The organism is Mycobacterium sp. 1274756.6 (assembly GCF_001668625.1).
GTDB lineage: Bacteria > Actinomycetota > Actinomycetes > Mycobacteriales > Mycobacteriaceae > Mycobacterium.
The window spans coordinates 81,829-99,042 of record NZ_LZLJ01000049.1; the positions used below are offsets into that span (position 1 = coordinate 81,829).

Annotated in this window: 14 protein-coding genes; 9 read left to right on the forward strand and 5 right to left on the reverse strand. The window is 73.6% G+C overall.

Annotated elements, in window-relative coordinates:
* Positions 1-12: 12 nt before the first annotated feature.
* Positions 13-2,919 (forward strand): excinuclease ABC subunit UvrA, encoded by a 2,907-nt coding sequence (gene uvrA / locus A5643_RS06565; protein WP_066853182.1) that lies wholly within the window; start codon positions 13-15, stop codon positions 2,917-2,919.
* Positions 2,920-2,946: 27 nt separating this feature from the next.
* Here the strand turns inward: uvrA and A5643_RS06570 are convergent, their stop codons facing one another.
* The 4 genes from A5643_RS06570 to A5643_RS06585 form a co-directional block, all read right to left on the reverse strand.
* A complete protein-coding gene (locus A5643_RS06570) occupies positions 2,947-3,387 on the reverse strand; it encodes a DUF6653 family protein (protein WP_353612561.1) in 441 nt (146 codons plus the stop codon).
* Complete coding sequence (locus tag A5643_RS06575; RefSeq protein ID WP_197497666.1) at positions 3,372-4,667, reverse strand: alpha/beta hydrolase; 1,296 nt, start codon at positions 4,665-4,667, stop codon at positions 3,372-3,374. Before A5643_RS06575 ends, A5643_RS06570 begins: the two co-directional genes overlap by 16 nt.
* On the reverse strand, positions 4,667-7,930 hold the full coding sequence (lysX, locus tag A5643_RS06580) for a bifunctional lysylphosphatidylglycerol synthetase/lysine--tRNA ligase LysX (protein ID WP_066853184.1): 3,264 nt from the start codon (positions 7,928-7,930) through the stop codon (positions 4,667-4,669). The genes A5643_RS06575 and lysX overlap by 1 nt, the downstream gene beginning before the upstream one ends.
* Before the next feature lie 67 nt (positions 7,931-7,997).
* On the reverse strand, positions 7,998-8,348 hold the full coding sequence (locus A5643_RS06585; protein ID WP_066853186.1) for a DUF1844 domain-containing protein: 351 nt from the start codon (positions 8,346-8,348) through the stop codon (positions 7,998-8,000).
* 251 nt (positions 8,349-8,599) lie between these two features.
* On the opposite strand from A5643_RS06585, the gene infC reads away from it, so the two are divergent.
* From infC to A5643_RS06605, 4 genes are read left to right on the forward strand one after another with little or no spacing between them, the layout of a single operon-like run.
* Complete coding sequence (gene infC / locus A5643_RS06590) at positions 8,600-9,184, forward strand: translation initiation factor IF-3 (RefSeq protein ID WP_197497667.1); 585 nt, start codon at positions 8,600-8,602, stop codon at positions 9,182-9,184.
* 32 nt (positions 9,185-9,216) lie between these two features.
* On the forward strand, positions 9,217-9,411 hold the full coding sequence (gene rpmI / locus A5643_RS06595) for a 50S ribosomal protein L35 (RefSeq protein WP_066853190.1): 195 nt from the start codon (positions 9,217-9,219) through the stop codon (positions 9,409-9,411).
* A 52-nt stretch (positions 9,412-9,463) separates the two neighbouring features.
* Complete coding sequence (gene rplT / locus A5643_RS06600; RefSeq protein WP_066853192.1) at positions 9,464-9,853, forward strand: 50S ribosomal protein L20; 390 nt, start codon at positions 9,464-9,466, stop codon at positions 9,851-9,853.
* A complete protein-coding gene (locus tag A5643_RS06605; protein WP_066853249.1) occupies positions 9,850-10,680 on the forward strand; it encodes a TrmH family RNA methyltransferase in 831 nt (276 codons plus the stop codon). Before rplT ends, A5643_RS06605 begins: the two co-directional genes overlap by 4 nt.
* Here the strand turns inward: A5643_RS06605 and A5643_RS06610 are convergent.
* On the reverse strand, positions 10,634-11,695 hold the full coding sequence (locus tag A5643_RS06610) for an oxygenase MpaB family protein (RefSeq protein ID WP_502686216.1): 1,062 nt from the start codon (positions 11,693-11,695) through the stop codon (positions 10,634-10,636). The two genes, A5643_RS06605 and A5643_RS06610, sit on opposite strands and share 47 nt — an antisense overlap.
* 60 nt (positions 11,696-11,755) lie before the next feature.
* Here A5643_RS06610 and A5643_RS06615 point away from each other — a divergent pair, with 60 nt between their 5' ends.
* The 4 genes from A5643_RS06615 (at position 11,756) to pheT (ending at position 17,174) form a co-directional block, all read left to right on the forward strand.
* Positions 11,756-12,772: an adenylate/guanylate cyclase domain-containing protein gene (locus tag A5643_RS06615; RefSeq protein WP_082948771.1), complete on the forward strand. Its 1,017-nt coding sequence runs from the start codon at positions 11,756-11,758 to the stop codon at positions 12,770-12,772.
* Positions 12,772-13,539: a rhomboid-like protein gene (locus A5643_RS06620; protein ID WP_066853201.1), complete on the forward strand. Its 768-nt coding sequence runs from the start codon at positions 12,772-12,774 to the stop codon at positions 13,537-13,539. Before A5643_RS06615 ends, A5643_RS06620 begins: the two co-directional genes overlap by 1 nt.
* Positions 13,540-13,634: 95 nt before the next feature.
* Positions 13,635-14,687 (forward strand): phenylalanine--tRNA ligase subunit alpha, encoded by a 1,053-nt coding sequence (gene pheS / locus A5643_RS06625; protein ID WP_066853202.1) that lies wholly within the window; start codon positions 13,635-13,637, stop codon positions 14,685-14,687.
* The gene (gene pheT, locus A5643_RS06630; protein WP_066853203.1) at positions 14,688-17,174 is read left to right on the forward strand and encodes a phenylalanine--tRNA ligase subunit beta; all 2,487 of its coding nucleotides are present in this window, start codon (positions 14,688-14,690) and stop codon (positions 17,172-17,174) included.
* The last annotated feature ends 40 nt before the right edge of the window (positions 17,175-17,214 follow it).

Here is a 17,214-nt window from a genome sequence, read left to right on the forward strand (position 1 = left end):
AACATGGGTGCGATGGCTGATCAGCTGATCATCAAGGGCGCGCGCGAACACAACCTGCGCAGCGTCGACCTCGAGCTTCCCCGCGACGCGTTGATCGTGTTCACCGGCCTGTCCGGGTCGGGGAAATCGTCGCTGGCGTTCGACACCATCTTCGCCGAGGGCCAGCGCCGCTACGTGGAGTCGCTGTCGGCCTACGCCCGCCAGTTCCTCGGCCAGATGGACAAGCCCGACGTGGACTTCATCGAGGGCCTGTCCCCGGCGGTGTCGATCGACCAGAAATCCACCAACCGCAACCCGCGGTCCACGGTCGGCACCATCACCGAGGTCTACGACTACCTGCGGCTGCTCTACGCCCGCGCCGGCACCCCGCACTGCCCGGTCTGCGGCGAGCGGATCGCCCGGCAGACCCCGCAGCAGATCGTCGACCAGGTGCTGGCCATGCCGGCGGGGGCGCGGTTCCAGGTGCTGGCCCCGGTGGTGCGGACCCGCAAGGGCGAGTTCGTCGACCTGTTCGAGAAGCTCAACACCCAGGGCTACAGCCGGGTCCGGGTGGACGGGGTGGTGCACCCGCTGACCGACCCGCCGACGCTGAAGAAGCAGGAGAAGCACGACATCGAGGTGGTCGTCGACCGGCTCACCGTCAAGGCCAGCGCCAAGCAGCGGCTCACCGAGTCGGTGGAGACCGCGCTCGGGCTGGCCGACGGGATCGTGGTGCTCGACTTCGTCGACCGCGACGAGGACGACCCGCACCGCGAGGAGCGGTTCTCCGAGAAGCTGGCCTGCCCGAACGGGCACCCGCTGGCCGTCGACGACCTCGAGCCGCGCTCGTTCTCGTTCAACTCGCCCTACGGCGCCTGCCCGGACTGCGCCGGGCTGGGGATCCGCAAGGAGGTGGATCCGGAGCTGGTGGTGCCCGACCCGGACCGCACCCTGGCCGAGGGGGCGGTGGCGCCCTGGTCGATGGGCCACACCGCGAAGTACTTCACCCGGATGATGGCGAGCCTGGGCGAGGCGATGGGCTTCGACGTGGACACCCCGTGGCGCAAGCTGCCGGCCAAGGCGCGCAAGGCGATCCTGGAGGGCTGCGACGAGCAGGTCCACGTGCGCTACCGCAACCGGTACGGGCGGACCCGCTCCTACTACACCGACTTCGAGGGCGTGCTGGCGTTCCTGCAGCGCAAGATCGACCAGACCGAGTCGGAGCTGATGAAGGAGCGCTACGAGGGCTTCATGCGCGACGTGCCGTGCCCGGTCTGCGACGGCACCCGCCTCAAGCCGGAGATCCTGGCGGTGACCCTGGCGGCGGGGGAGTTGGGCGCCAAATCCATCGCCGAGGTCTCCGAGCTGTCCATCGCCGAGTGCGCGACGTTCCTCAACGCGCTGACCCTGGGCGCCCGCGAGCAGGCCATCGCCGGGCAGGTGCTGCGCGAGGTGCAGTTCCGGCTGGGGTTCCTGCTCGACGTCGGGCTGGAGTACCTGTCGCTGTCCCGCGCGGCGGCGACGCTGTCCGGCGGGGAGGCGCAACGCATCCGGCTGGCCACCCAGATCGGCTCCGGGCTGGTCGGGGTGCTCTACGTGCTCGACGAGCCGTCGATCGGGTTGCACCAGCGGGACAACCGCCGGCTCATCGACACCCTGGTGCGGCTGCGCGACCTGGGCAACACCCTCATCGTCGTCGAGCACGACCTGGACACCATCGCGCAGGCCGACTGGATCGTCGACATCGGCCCGGCGGCCGGCGAGCACGGCGGGCAGATCGTGCACTCCGGCACCTACCCGGACCTGCTGGCCAACCCCGACTCCATCACCGGGGCCTACCTCAGCGGCGCGCAGCGCATCGACGTCCCCGCGGTGCGGCGGCCCACCGATCCGCGGCGGCGGCTCACCGTCGTCGGCGCCCGCGAGCACAACCTGCGCGGCATCGACGTCGCGTTCCCGCTCGGGGTGCTCACCGCGGTGACCGGGGTCTCCGGGTCGGGGAAGTCCACGCTGGTCAACGACATCCTGGCGGCGGTGCTGGCCAACCGGCTCAACGCCGCCCGGCAGGTGCCGGGCCGGCACACCCGGGTCACCGGCCTGGATCACGTGGACAAACTGGTGCGGGTCGACCAGTCGCCGATCGGGCGCACCCCGCGGTCCAACCCGGCCACCTACACCGGGGTGTTCGACAAGATCCGCACCCTGTTCGCCGCCACCACCGAGGCCAAGGTGCGCGGCTACCAGCCGGGCCGGTTCTCGTTCAACGTCAAGGGCGGCCGCTGCGAGGCCTGCACCGGGGACGGCACCCTCAAGATCGAGATGAACTTCCTGCCCGACGTGTACGTGCCGTGCGAGGTCTGCCAGGGCGCCCGCTACAACCGGGAGACCCTGGAGGTGCACTACAAGGGCAAGACGATCGCCGAGGTGCTCGACATGTCGATCGAGGAGGCCGCGGCCTTCTTCGAGCCGATCTCCAGCATCCACCGCTACCTGAAGACGCTGGTCGAGGTGGGGCTGGGCTACGTCCGGCTGGGCCAGCCGGCGCCCACCCTGTCCGGCGGGGAGGCGCAGCGGGTGAAGCTGGCCAGCGAGCTGCAGAAGCGGTCCACCGGCCGCACCGTGTACATCCTCGACGAGCCCACCACCGGGCTGCACTTCGACGACATCCGCAAACTGCTCAGCGTGATCAACGGGCTGGTGGACAAGGGCAACACGGTGATCGTCATCGAACACAACATGGACGTGATCAAGACCGCGGACTGGATCATCGACATGGGCCCCGAGGGCGGCGCCGGCGGCGGCACCGTGGTCGCCGAGGGCACCCCCGAGGAGGTCGCCGCCACCGCGGGCAGCTACACCGGGGAGTTTCTGACCGAGGTGCTGCCCGCGCCCCGCAAGCGGCGGCGCAAGGCCGCCGCGCCCGACGCGGCCGCGTCGTAGGGTCGGCCGGCGACCCGCGCCCCGGGGTTACCCGGCGGCCGGCCCGCGGCGCCGGTAATAGCGGACCATCAACGCCCAGTAGCCCAGCGTCACCGCCATCGACACCGCGGTGGCCAGCACCATCGGCCGGGGCCGCCGGCGCCACGCCGCGATGACCGCGGCCGCCAACGCCAGCCCGCCCGCGGTGTTCACCGCCAGCGCGAGGTCGCGGGGCCGGTCGACGATCCACTGCTCCTCGCCCAGCATCGCCCGGGTCGACCACGCCGACCGGTCCCGCGGCCGCGGGAAGACCACCGGGTTCAGGGCGAACCAGACCGCCACCAGACCGGCATCCCGCCACCGCCGGCTCCACACCGGCAGCAGCACCAGCGGCGTCGTCGCCCATCTGCTCCACGCGCTCCACGGGCTGGCGTGCCGGGCGAACACCGCCCGCCGCAGCCCGGCGAGCCGGCTCACCGAGTCCGCCATGGCGGCAACGGTATCCGAGCCACCCCCGGGGTGCCCAGCCGTCCGGCCAGCCACGGCAGCGCCGTCCGGAACGCCTGGGCGGCATACGGCCAGTCGTGATGGCCGGGCTGCACGACGACGGCGCAGTCGATGCCGTGCGCGCGACCCAGCGTGCACAGGTCCTCCGCGGCCCGGGTCTGGTCGGCGTTGCCGCCGGGCACGGTGAACCAGCCGGCCACGTCGCGGTAGCGGCCGTGCCGGGCGATCACGGTGGCCGGGTCGAAGTCCGCCCACGCGTCGGCGTCGCCGCCGAACAGCCGGTCGATGGTCTGCTCGCGGGTGCCGCTGTTGGGGCCGCGGTCGCCGGCGATGTCGACGAACGCGCTGAACCGGTCGGGGTGCATCACGGTCAGGTTCAGCGCGCAGGTGCCGCCCATCGACCAGCCGGCCACTCCCCAGTGCGCCCGGTCGGCGCTGACCGCGAACTCCTCGACCAGGAACGGCAGGACGTCGTCGGTGAGGTGGTCGGCGGCGTTGCCGCGCGGGCCGTTGACGCATTCGGTGTCGGTGTTGAACGAACCGCCGGAGTCGACGAACACCAGCACCGGGGCGTTGCCGTCGTGCGCGGCGACGAAGCCGTCCAGGGTCGCCACGGCGTCCCCGGCGCGCAGCCAGTCGGCCGGGGTGTTGAACTCGCCGCCGATCATCATCACCACCGGCAGCGCCGGTCGCGGGCTGGTGAACCAGGCCGGCGGCAGATAGACGAGTTCGCCGCGGTGCTTGAACCCCGACGCGGTGGCCGGGATCTGGACCGGCACCACCACGCCGGTGCGGGGGACCGTGCCGGTCGCGGCCATCGCCTCGGCGGTGGCCCGGTCGGTCTGGCCGGGCAGCGGACCGGAGGTCAGCTGGTTGACGGCGGTCTGCACGGTGGGGAAGTAGCCCACCCAGCGGTTCAGCGCCAGCAGCGCGCCGAGCAGGCACAGCGGCACGGCCAGCAGCGCCAGCACCCGGCGCCACCATCGCGCGCCGCGCCAGCCGGTCACCGCGGCGACGGCCGCCAGCCCGGTCAGCGCGATCCAAACCCACAGCCCGGCCGGGGCGGGGTCCTCGGCCAGCCCGGCCACCGCGAGGTAGCCGTAGACGCCGCCGGCCGCGGCGAGCCCGACCAGGGCGGCCACCGGCAGCACGCGGCGCCGCCAGCGGCGGGTCCGCCAGCCGAGCGCCACCAGCAGCACCGTCGCCGCCGCCGTCTGCACGGTCAGCGGCAGCCAGCCGTGCATCAGCGAGGTGTGCCCCATCAGCGGGGTTTGGCCAGCGGGAACGGCAGGGTCTCGCGGATGCTGCGCCCGGTGATCAGCATGACGACCCGGTCGACCCCCATGCCCAGCCCGCCGGTGGGCGGCATCGCGTACTCCATCGCCTGCAGGAAGTCCTCGTCGAGTTCCATGGCCTCCGGGTCGCCGCCGGCGGCCAGCAGCGACTGGCGTTGCAGCCGGCGTCGCTGTTCCACCGGGTCGGTGAGCTCGCTGTAGGCGGTGCCCAGCTCCACCCCCCAGGCGACCAGGTCCCAGCGTTCGGCGACGCCGGGCCGGCAGCGGTGCGGCCGGGTCAGCGGGGACACCGAGGTCGGGAAATCGGTGTAGAAGGTGGGTTGCTCGGTGCGGGCCTCGACCAGGTGCTCGTAGAGCTCGAGCACCACCGCGCCGGCGTCCCAGTGCCGCTGGTAGCCGATGCCGGCGGCGTCGCAGAGCCGGTGCAGCACCGGCAGCGGGGTCTCGGCGTCGATCGCCTCGCCGAGCACCGCCGACACCGCCTCGTGCACGGTGCGCACCGGCCAGTCGCCGCCGATGTCGACCGGTTCCGGCCCGCCCGGGCCGGGGCGCAGCACCACCGGCGCCCCGTTGGCGGCCCGCGCGGCGTTCTGGATGAGGTCGCGGGCGCCGTCGATCCAGGTGCGGTAGTCGGCGTGGGCCTGGTAGGCCTCCAGCAGGGTGAACTCCGGGTTGTGGCTGAAGTCGACGCCCTCGTTGCGGAAGGCGCGGCCCAGTTCGAACACCCGCTCCACCCCGCCGACGCACAGCCGTTTGAGGTAGAGCTCCGGGGCGATCCGCAGGTACAGGTCCAGGTTGTAGGCGTTGATGTGGGTGACGAACGGCCGGGCGTTGGCCCCGCCGTGCACCTGCTGCAGGATCGGGGTCTCCACCTCCAGGAAACCCTTGGCGTACAAGGTGTCCCGGATGGCGCGCAGCACCTCGCTGCGGGCGGTGAGCAACGCTCGGGAGTCGGTGCCGGTGGCCAGGTCGAGGTAGCGCTGCCGCACCCGCGCTTCCGGGTCGGTCAGGCCCTGCCACTTGTCCGGCAGCGGGTGCAGGCACTTGCCGGTCAGCCGCCAGCCGGTGACCAGCAGCGAGCGGGTGCCGGTGCGGCTGTACCCGAGTTCGCCGCTGACCTCGACGAGGTCGCCGAGGTCGTCGGTGGTGGCGAAGCCGGCGACCTCGGCCCGCGACAGCCGGGCCGCCTCCAGCAGCAGCTGCAGCTCCCCGGACCAGTCCCGCAGCTGCGCGAAGAGCACCCCGCCGTGGTCCCGCATCCGCAGCACCCGCCCGGCGACCGTGACACCCCGCCCGTCGCCGTCGGCCAGCGCGGCGGCGACGGTGTCGCTGGGCGGCCGGCCCACCGGGTAGGGGTCGATCCGCGCGTCCCGCAGCGCGGCCAGCTTGGCCAGCCGCACCCGCACCTGCTCGGGCAGCCGGGCCGGGCCCGCGGGTGTCGCGTCGGCCGGGGGCACGGCGGCCGCGGCGGTGGCAGCCGGCGCCGAGGTGTGCTGGCCGGTGTGCCGGTTGCGTCGCGAGAACGGCAGCACCAGAAAGCCTTCGGCGATCACCGAGGCCACCCCGACCCGCGGGATCAGCCGGGCGTCGGCGTAGCAGGCGTAGCGCGGCACCCACTGCGGCAGGTATTTCATGTTCGAGCGGTACAGCGTCTCCAGCTGCCACCAGCGGGAGAAGAACCGCAGCAGGCCGCGCCACAGCCGGGCGACCGGCCCGGCGCCGAGCTGGGCGCCCTGCTCGAAGGCGGCGCGGAACATGGCGAAGTTCAACGAGATCCGGGCCACCCCGATCGCGGCGCCGCGCAGCGCGAGCTCGCTGACCATCAGCTCGATGGTGCCGTTGGGGGACTGGGGGGACCGGCGCATCACGTCCAGGGAGACCCCGGTGGTGCCCCACGGCACCAGCGACAGCAGCGCGGCCACCGCGCCGTCCCGGTCGACCGCCTCGACCAGCAGGCAGTCGCCGTCGGCCGGGTCGCCGAGCCGGCCCAGCGCCATCGAGAAGCCCCGTTCGGTGGCGGTGTCGCGCCAGCGGTCGGCGTGGCCGATGACCTCGGCCAGCTCCGCGGCGCTCAGCTCGCGGTGGCGGCGGATGCGCACGCTCAGCCCGCCGCGGCGCGCCCGGGTCACCGCCTGGCGCACCCCGCGCATGTCGGGCCCGGACAGCCGGAAATCCGCGGTGTGCAGGATCGCCTCGTCGCCGAGCTCCAGGGCGCTGAGTCCGGCGTCGCGGTAGGCGCGCGCACCCGCGGCCCCGGCGCCCATCACCCCCGGCGCCCAGCCGTAGGCCCGGCACAGCCGCAGCCACGCCGCGATGGCCTGCGGCCAGGCCCGCGGGTCGCCGACCGGGTCGCCGCTGGCCAGGCAGACCCCGACCTCCACCCGGTAGGTGATCGCGGCCCGGCCGTCGGGGGCGAACACCACCGCCTTGTCCCGGCGGGTGGCGAAGTAGCCCAGCGAGTCGTTCTTGCCGTACTGCTCGAGCAGGCCGCGGATGGCGGTCTCGTCGTCGGCGGTGAGCGCGTTGTCGGCGCGCTGGGACTGGAACAGCACGATCGCCGCGGCGATCAACGCCAGCGCCCCGAACAGCCCGGCGGCCGCGTTGAGCACCACGTGCGGGTGCCCGGAGAACGCGTGCGCGGGGGCGACGGAGAACCCGCTGACCCGGTTGAGCGCGTAGAGCAGCCGGTGTTCGGGGACCAGCGTGTCGGGGTAGAGCTCCAGCAGGCCCCAGGTCACCGCGGTGCCGATCGCCATGCCGGCCACCAGCACCGCGGCCGCCTTGAGCAGGGCGCCGCGGCGGACCTTGGCCCAGAACTGGCGGTAGGCCGCCACCAGCACCGCCAGGGCGGCCAGGTGCACCGCCAGGCCGATGCCGTCGCCGAGGTAGCGCGGCCAGGTGCTGTCGCGCCAGAGCAGATCGTGCAGGTTCCAGACCGCGGCGCCGACCAGGTACAGCGTCAGCACCCACCAGGCGATGCGTTTCCGGGCCGCCAGCGCGCCGGCCAGCAACGCCAGCACGAACGACCAGGCGAAGCTGGTGTCGGGGAAGTTGAACAGGAAGTCGTTGACGACGGTGCGCGGGACCTCGATGACCCAGCGCACCAGCGGGGAGACACTGGCCAGCAGCGACAGCGTCGCGATGACGCCGATGATCCAGCCCGCGACCGCCGGGGCCCGGGCGAACCGGCCGGCGGGTGGGTGCACCCGGCGCGACGCCGTGACCGTCATAGCAGGTCAGGATAAGGGCCCAACCTGGCAGAATCCTTACCGACGCAGAATCCCTACCGACGCGGGGTCAGCCGACCGGGCCGGTGTAGTTCTCGCCCGGGCCGCGGCCCGGGTCGTCGGGGTAGGCGCTGGCCTCCCGGAAGGCGTGCTGCAGGCTGCGCAGCCCCTCGCGCAGCGGGCCGGCGTGCACGCCGAGGTATTCGGCGCTGGCGGTGACCAGCCCGGCCAAGGCGGTGATCAGCCGGCGGGCCTCGTCGAGGTCGCGGTGCGGGGCTTCGTCGGGGTCGTCGGCGGCCAAGCCGAGCTTCTCGGCGGCGGCGCTCATCAGCATCACCGCCGCGCGGGTGATCACTTCCACCGCCGGGATCTCCGCGAGTTCGCGGACCGGTCCCGCCGCGTCGGGCAAGGCATCGTCCATGCCTGCTAGACTGACACGTGCGACCGTCCCGGCGAACGCCGGGGACAGCAAGTGGAGTCCCACTCCCACCGTTCGCCGCGCGCGGCTCAACGGTCCGGTCACCGGTTAAGTTCCGGTGCTGCGTCTCACGCGCAGGCGGCCTCGGGCCGCGATCGGTCGGCATTGGGCCCTGCTTTGAGCAGGGCTTTTCTGCTGATGGGATGGTATTTCGCCGGTTGGGTCGCCAGCCGACAACTACCAAGGGAGGCCCCATTAGCACTGAGACCCGCGTCAACGAGCGCATCCGCGTACCTGAAGTCCGACTGATCGGCCCCGGCGGGGAACAGGTAGGCATCGTGCGCCTCGAAGATGCCCTGCGTGTCGCCGCGGAAGCCGATCTCGATCTCGTTGAGGTTGCCCCCAACGCCCGACCCCCGGTCTGCAAGATCATGGACTACGGCAAGTTCAAATACGAGACGGCGCAGAAGGCACGCGAGTCTCGCAAGAACCAGCAGCAGACCGTCGTCAAAGAGCAGAAGCTGCGCCCCAAGATCGACGACCACGACTACGAGACCAAGAAGGGCCATGTGGTCCGCTTCCTCGAAGCCGGGTCGAAGGTCAAGGTGACCATCATGTTCCGCGGCCGGGAACAGTCCCGCCCGGAGCTGGGCTACCGGCTGCTGCAGCGGCTCGGCGCCGACGTGGCCGACTTCGGCTTCGTCGAGACGGCCGCCAAACAGGACGGCCGCAACATGACGATGGTGCTGGCCCCGCACCGCGGCGCGAAGACCCGCGCCCGCGCCGCGGAGCAGGCCGGAGCGCCCGCGCGCCCCGCCGACGACGACACCCAGTCATGACCGCACCGACCCGACCGCAGAACTGAGGAACCATGCCCAAGACGAAATCCCACAGCGGCGCCTCGAAGCGCTTCCGCCGCACCGGCACCGGCAAGATCGTGCGCCAGAAGGCCAACCGGCGGCACCTGTTGGAGCACAAGCCCTCCAAGCGCACCCGCCGCCTCGACGGCCGCACCACGGTGTCGGCCGCCGACACCGCCCGGGTCAACAAGATGCTGAACGGCTGACCGCCGGCTCTTCCCGTCACCACCCCCGTACGAACGAACAGGATCAACACTCATGGCACGCGTCAAGCGGGCAGTCAACGCCCACAAGAAGCGCCGCAGCGTCCTCAAGGCCTCGAAGGGGTACCGCGGTCAGCGGTCCCGCATCTACCGCAAAGCCAAGGAACAGCAGCTGCACTCGCTGAACTACGCCTTCCGTGACCGGCGCGCCCGCAAGGGCGAGTTCCGCAAGCTGTGGATCTCCCGGATCAACGCGGCCGCCCGGGCCAACGACATCACCTACAACCGGCTCATCCAGGGCCTCAAGGCCGCCGGGGTCGAGGTGGACCGCAAGAACCTGGCCGAGATCGCGGTCAGCGACCCGCAGGCGTTCACCGCGCTGGTCGACGTGGCCCGGGCCGCGCTGCCCGCCGACGTCAACGCCCCGTCCGGCGAGGCCGCCTGAGCCAGGTCCTCGGTCACCGCGCGACCCGGGTGGTCGCCGCGGCCAAGCTGCACCGGGCGGCCGGCCGGGCCCGCAGCGGCCGGTTCCTCGCCGAGGGCCCCAACCTGGTCGAGGCGGCCGGCCGGCGCGGCCTGATCCGTGAGCTCTACGCCACCGCCGCGGCCGCCGACCGGCATGCCGATCTGCTGGCCGACCAGCGGGTCCCGGTCCAGCTGGTCACCGACCGTGCGGCGGCGAGCCTGTCGGACACGGTGACCCCGGCCGGGCTGGTCGCCGTCTGCGCGCTGCCGCGGCCGGCGCTGGCCGAGGTGCTGGCCGGCGCGCCCGCGCTGGTGGCCGTCGCCGTCGGCATCGCCGAACCCGGCAACGCGGGCACCCTGATCCGGCTGGCCGACGCGATGGGCGCCGACGCCGTGCTCCTGGCCGGCCACACCGTGGACCCCTACAACGGGAAGTGCCTGCGCGCGTCGGCGGGCAGCATCTTCGCGATCCCGGTGATCCCCGTCGCCGACACCACGGCGGCGCTGGCGGCGCTGCGCGACGGCGGGCTGCGGCTGCTGGCCACCACGTTGGACGGCGAGACCACCCTCGACGACGCCGAGGCGCTGCTGGCCGCCCCCACCGCCTGGCTGTTCGGGCCGGAGGCGCACGGGCTGCCCGAGTCGGTGGCCGCCGCCGCCGATCACCGCATCCGGATCCCGATGGCCGGGGCCGCGGAGAGCCTCAACGTCGCCGCGGCCGCGGCGATCTGCCTGTACGCCAGCGCGCGGGCGACGCGGGTCAGGCCACGGCCGTCTCGGCCGGGTCGGTCGCCGGACCGCTGGTGAGCGTGCCGGCCAGCCCACCGGCCAGCGAGAACGTCTGGTGCACCAGCGATCCGGCCTTCTCGATCAGCGCCCGGGCCGGCCAGCGCCGGCGCGGCGGCAGGTAGTGCATGCCGTTGTCCCGGCGATCCGCCGGGGGACCGGTGAACCACGGCGCCTCGACCAGCGGGGCGCCGGCCCGGACCCGGCCCTGTTCCCGGCGGTAGCCGGCCAGCGCACGCGGGTGCAGCCGGATCTCGTCGGGGACGAACAGGAACGAGATCTGGACGAACTTGCCGATCAGCCGCAGCAGCACCTCGTCGCCGGCCGTCCAGCGCAGGCCGGCCTTCTCCCGCACCTCCGGCTCGAAGAGCCCCGCGGTCAGCCAGCGCTGCCCGGCCAGCATCGGCTTGAACAGCTGCTCCCAGACCCCGTCGGGCAGCAGCACGAACCGCGGCTTGGGGATCCGCATGTCCAGGATGCCGGCGGCGGCCGGGGTGAGCTCGAGTTCCTCCCGGCAGATGCGGTCCCAGTAGCGGCAGAAGTCCTCCCAGGACTCGGGCACCGGGCGCATGCTCATCCCGTACATGCGGTACCACTGCACGTGCTCGTCGAAGAGTTGCCGCTTCTCCGCCTCGGTGAGCCCGCCCTCGAAGTACTCGGCCAGCTTGATCACCATCATGAAGAAGGTGGCGTGCGCCCAGTAGAACGTCTCGGGGTCCAGCGCGTGGTAGCGGCGGCCCCGGGCGTCGACGCCCTTGATGTCGCGGTGCCAGCTCTTGATCGCCTCACCGGTCTGGCGGGCGCGGTCGCCGTCGTAGACCACGCCCATGATCGGGTACACCGAGCGGAACACCCGCTGCAGCGGCTCGCGCCACAGGCTGGAGTGCTGCTCGACGCCGGCACCCAGGCCCGGGTACATGTTCTCGATGGTGCCGATCCACATGCCCAGCAGGCCGGTGCGCACGTCACCGAAGTATTTCCAGGTCAGCGAGTCCGGGCCGAGCGGCTGCACGCCGGCGGTGGTGGTCGTCGTCACAGGTGCGTTCATCGCGGAACTCCTCACACGCTGCCGTCTCCACCACGATAACTTCTGACAATGAACGTTGTCGATTATTGCGGCGGCGTGTCCGACACCACTTGCGGCCGACGACCCGGTCCGTGGCGGCGGTCGAACGCCCCGCCTACGCTGACACAGGTGGACCACGAGCGCTCAGACCACGGGTCCGGCGAACTCGAGGCCGCTGAACCGGCGGATCGCCTGCCGGTGCCGGTGCCCGATGCCTCGGGCTGGCTGCGCCGCACCAACCACAACCCGGACGTGATCGCGCTGATTCGGCGGGCCCGACGCGCGCTGCCCGGCGACCCCGAGTTCGGCGACCCGCTCTCCACCGCGGGCGACGGCGGCCCGCGCGCCGCGGCCCGCGCCGCCGACCGGTTGCTGCGCGACCGCGACGCCGTGTCCCGCGAGGTGAGCCTGGGCGCGCTGCAGGTCTGGCAGGCGCTGACCGAGATGGTCGCCCGGCGCCCCCGCGACGCGGAGGTCACCCTGGTCTTCACCGACCTCGTCGGCTTCTCGTCCTGGTCGCTGGCCGCCGGGGACGACGCCACCCTGACGCTGCTGCGCCGGGTGGCCCGGGCCATCGAACCGCCGCTGCTCGACGCCGGCGGCCGGATCGTCAAACGGATGGGCGACGGCACCATGGCGGTGTTCCGGGAGCCGCTGGTGGCGGTGCGCGCGGTGCTCGCCGCGCAGGAGGCGCTCAGCGCCGTGGAGGTCGACGGCCACACCCCACGGATGCGGGTGGGCATCCACACCGGCCGGCCGCAGCGGCTGGCCTCCGACTGGCTCGGCGTGGACGTCAACATCGCGGCCCGGGTGATGGAGCGCGCCACCCGCGGCGGCGTCATCGTCTCCGGCACGACCCTGGACCAGATCCCGGCGACCGAACTGGAGCAGCTCGGGGTCAGCGCGAAACGGGCGCGCCGGCAGGTGTTCGGCGCCAAAACCGCGGGCGTGCCCCCGGATCTGGCCATGTACCGGCTGCAGACTCGCAGAAAACTGTCAGTCGAGGACCGCGCCGACACCGGCGAGCCGGGGGATAGTCAACCCTGATGTTCGCGGCGCTGGTGGCCCGGCTGTCCCGGATCCGGGTCACGCTGGGCTACACCGCGGCGCTGATCACCGTCGCCGCCGGGCTGCTGGCGCTGGATCCGCACACCCGGCACCGCATCGTCCGCGACGCCAGCACCAACCTGCACAACCTCAGCGCGGGCCGGCTGGGCACCCTGTTCGACAGCGCGTTCATCACCGACGCGGCCCCGATCACGGTGTGGCTGCCCGGCCTGGTCTGCCTGCTGGCGCTGGCCGAACTGTGCTGGCACGGCGGCCGGCTGATCCTGACCTTTCTCACCGGGCACGTCGCGGCGACGCTGCTGGTGGCGGCCGGGCTGGCGGTAGCGGTGCACCGCGGCTGGCTGCCGCTGTCGGTGTCCCACGCCAGCGACGTCGGGATGAGCTACGGGGCGATGGCGGTCTTCGGGGCGCTCGCCCCGGCGATCGCGCCGCGCTGGCGGCCGGCCTGGCTGGGCTGGTGGCTGCCGGTGGCGGCGGTGGCCGCGCTGGGAGGCGGTGAGTTCACCGATGTCGGGCACGCCACCGCGCTGCTCCTGGGCATGCTGATGGGCATCCGGCTGCCGCGGCCGGACCGGTGGACCCGGCCCCGCCTGGTGCTGCTGGCGGTGGCCGCGGTGTTCGCCTTCGTGGTGCTGGCCCACGCCGGGCCGACGCTGGCCGCCGCCGCGGTGGCCGGCACGGCCGGGGCGCTGCTGGGCTACCGGCTGGGCCGGCCGGCTGCCGCCGGGCCGGCGCCGCGCGGCTGACCCGGCCAATCGGTGATCACTTATGATCGGCACTTGCGTCACACCCGTGCGAAGGTGCGGCGTCCGGCCGCGAGCTGCAAGGAGAGTCCGACTGCGTGGGTGACCAATCCGCCGACCCGGCGCTGCTGACGCCGGAGTCGCTGACCGAAGCGGTCGACGCGGCGCGGGGCGCCTTCGCGGCCGCCGCCGACCTGGACGCGCTGGCGCGGGCCAAGACCGCACACCTCGGCGATCACGCCCCGCTGGCGCTGGCCCGGCGCGCCCTGGCGGGGCTGCCCAAGGCCGACCGCGCCGACGCCGGCCGGCGGGTCAACGAGGCGCGCACCGCCGCCCAGCGCGACTACGACGAGCGGCTGGCCGCGCTGCGCGCCGAACGCGACGCCGCGGTGCTGGTGGCCGAACGCATCGACGTCACCCTGCCGTCGACCCGGCAGCCGGTGGGGGCGCGGCACCCGATCACGATCCTGTCCGAGCGCATCGCCGACACGTTCATCGCGATGGGCTGGGAACTCGCCGACGGCCCGGAGGTCGAGGCCGAGCACTTCAACTTCGACGCGTTGAACTTCCTCACCGACCACCCGGCCCGCAGCATGCAGGACACCTTCCACATCGCGCCGGCGGACTCCCGGCAGGTGCTGCGCACCCACACCTCGCCGGTGCAGATGCGCGCCCTGCTCGGCCGCGACCTGCCGGTCTACGTGCTGTCGCTGGGGCGGGCGTTCCGCACCGACGAACTCGACGCCACCCACACCCCGGTCTTCCACCAGGTCGAGGGCCTGGCGGTGGACCGCGGGCTGACGATGGCGCACCTGCGCGGCACCCTCGACGCGCTGGCCCGGGCCGAGTTCGGCCCGGACGCGCGCACCCGGTTCCGGCCGCACTTCTTCCCGTTCACCGAGCCGTCCGGGGAGGTCGACATCTGGTTCGCCAACCGCAAGGGCGGCGCCGGTTGGGTGGAATGGGGCGGCTGCGGCATGGTGCACCCCAACGTGCTGCGCGCCGCGGGCATCGACCCCGGCGAGTACACCGGGTTCGCGTTCGGGATGGGCCTGGAGCGCACCCTGCAGTTCCGCAACGGGATCGCCGACATGCGTGACATGGTCGAAGGCGACGTCCGGTTCGCGCTGCCGTTCGGGGTGGGGCTTTAGATGCGGGTCCCCTACAGCTGGCTGCGGGAGGCGGTCGCGGTCGGCGCGCCGGGCTGGGACGTCGGCGCCGCGGAACTGGAAGCCGCCCTCATCCGCATCGGCCACGAGGTCGAGGACGTCATCCGGCTCGGCCCGGTGACCGGGCCGCTGACGATCGGGCGGGTCACCGCCATCGACGAGCTCACCGGGTTCAAGAAGCCGATCCGAGCCTGCCGGGTCGACGTCGGTGAGGCCGAACCCCGCGACATCGTCTGCGGGGCAACGAACTTCGTCGTCGGCGCCCTGGTGGTGGTGGCGCTGCCGGGCACCACGCTGCCGGGCGGGTTCGCCATCGCCAGCCGCACGACCTACGGCCGGGTCTCCGACGGGATGATCTGCTCGACGGCCGAGCTCGGGCTGGGCGCCGACGCCGGCGGCATCCTGGTGCTGCCCGCGGGCACCGCCGAACCGGGCGCGGACGCCGCCGCGGTGCTCGGGCTCGACGACGTGGTGTTCGACCTGGCGATCACCCCCGACCGCGGCTACGGCCTGTCGGTGCGCGGTCTGGCCCGCGAGATCGCCTGCGCCTTCGACCTGGAGTTCGCCGACCCGGCCGCGGTGCCGCCGCTGCCCGCCGCGGCGCCGGGCTGGCCGCTGACCGTGCACCCGGAAACCGGGGTGCGCCGGTTCGCGTTGCGCTCGGTCACCGGCATCGACCCGGGCGCGGTGTCGCCGTGGTGGCTGCAGCGCCGGCTGCTGCTGTGCGGGATCCGCGCGCTGTCCCCGGCGGTGGACATCACCAACTACGTGATGCTCGAGCTGGGCCATCCGATGCACGCCCACGACCGGGCCCGGGTCACCGGCGCGCTGGCCGTCCGCTTCGCCCGCGCCGGGGAGACGGTGACGACTCTCGACGACGTCGAGCGCCGGCTGGACCCCGCCGACGTGCTGATCGTCGACGACGCGGCCACCGCCGCGATCGGCGGGGTGATGGGCGCCGGCGCCACCGAGATGACCGACGGCTCCACCGAGGTGCTGCTGGAGGCGGCGGTGTGGGACCCCGCGGCGGTCTCCCGCACCCAGCGGCGGCTGCACCTGACCAGCGAGGCGGGCCGCCGCTACGAGCGCGGCGTGGACCCGGCGATCTCGGTGGCCGCCCTCGACCGGGCCGCCCGGCTGCTGGCCGAGATCGCGGGCGGCGACATCGATCCGGCGCTCACCGACTGGACCGGGGACCCGCCGCGCACCGACTGGTCGCTGCCGCCGATCACGCTGCCCGCCGACCTGCCCGACCGCACCGCCGGGGTGGACTACCCGGCCGGCACCACGCGGCGGCGGCTGACGCAGATCGGCGCCGCGGTCACCGCGGCCGACACCGCGCTGACCGTGACCCCGCCGAGCTGGCGGCCGGACCTGGGCCAGCCGATGGATCTGGTGGAGGAGGTGCTGCGGCTGGAGGGCTACGACCGGATCCCGTCGCGGCTGCCCGCCGCGCCGGCCGGGCGCGGGCTGACCCCGGCGCAGCGGCGCCGCCGCGCGGTCGGCAAGGCGCTGGCGCTCGCCGGCTACGTCGAGGTGCTGCCCACCCCGTTCCTGCCCGCCGGGGTCTTCGACACCTGGGGGCTGGCCGCCGACGACCCCCGCCGGCACACCACCGCGGTGCTCAACCCGCTGGAGGCCGACCGGCCCCGGCTGGCCACCACGCTGCTGCCCGGGCTGCTGGAGCCGCTGGTGCGCAACGTGGCCCGCGGCGTCGGCGACGTCGCGCTGTACGCCCTCGCGCAGGTGGTGCAGCCCACCGACCGCACCCGCGGCATCGACCCGCTGCCGGTGGACCGGCGGCCCACCCCCGAGCAGCTGGCCGCGCTCGACGAGTCGCTGCCCCGCCAGCCGCTGCACGTGGGCGCGGTGCTGTGCGGGCTGCGCGAGCCGCGCGGACCGTGGGGGCCGGGCCGGCCGGTGGAAGCCGCCGACGCCTTCGCGGCGGTCGCGACGATCGCCCGGGCCTGCGCGGTGGCGGTCGAGTTGCGCGCCGCGGAGCTGCTGCCGTGGCATCCGGGCCGCTGCGCCGAGGTGCTGGTGGACGGCCGCGTGGTCGGACACGCCGGGCAGCTGCATCCGGCGGTGATCGAGCGGGCCGGCCTGCCCCCGGGCACCTGCGCGGTGGAGCTGAACCTGGACGCCATCCCGCTCACCGAGGTGCTGCCGGCGCCGCGGGTGTCGCCGTATCCGGCGGTCTTCCAGGACGTGGCGCTGGTGGTGTCCGCCGACACCCCGGCCCGCGCGGTGGCCGACGCGGTCCGCGCCGGAGCGGGGGAGTTGCTCGAGGAGGTCACGCTGTTCGACGTCTACACCGGCCCGCAGGTCGACGCCGGGCACAAGTCGCTGGCGTTCGCGTTGCGGTTCCGCGCCCCGGACCGCACCCTGACCGAGGACGAGGCCAGCGCCGCACGGCAGGAGGCGGTGCGCTGCGCCGGCGAGCGGCTCGGCGCGGTGCTGCGGGCCTGACCACCTCATCGAATTTATTTGCGTGACGATGCATAACCAT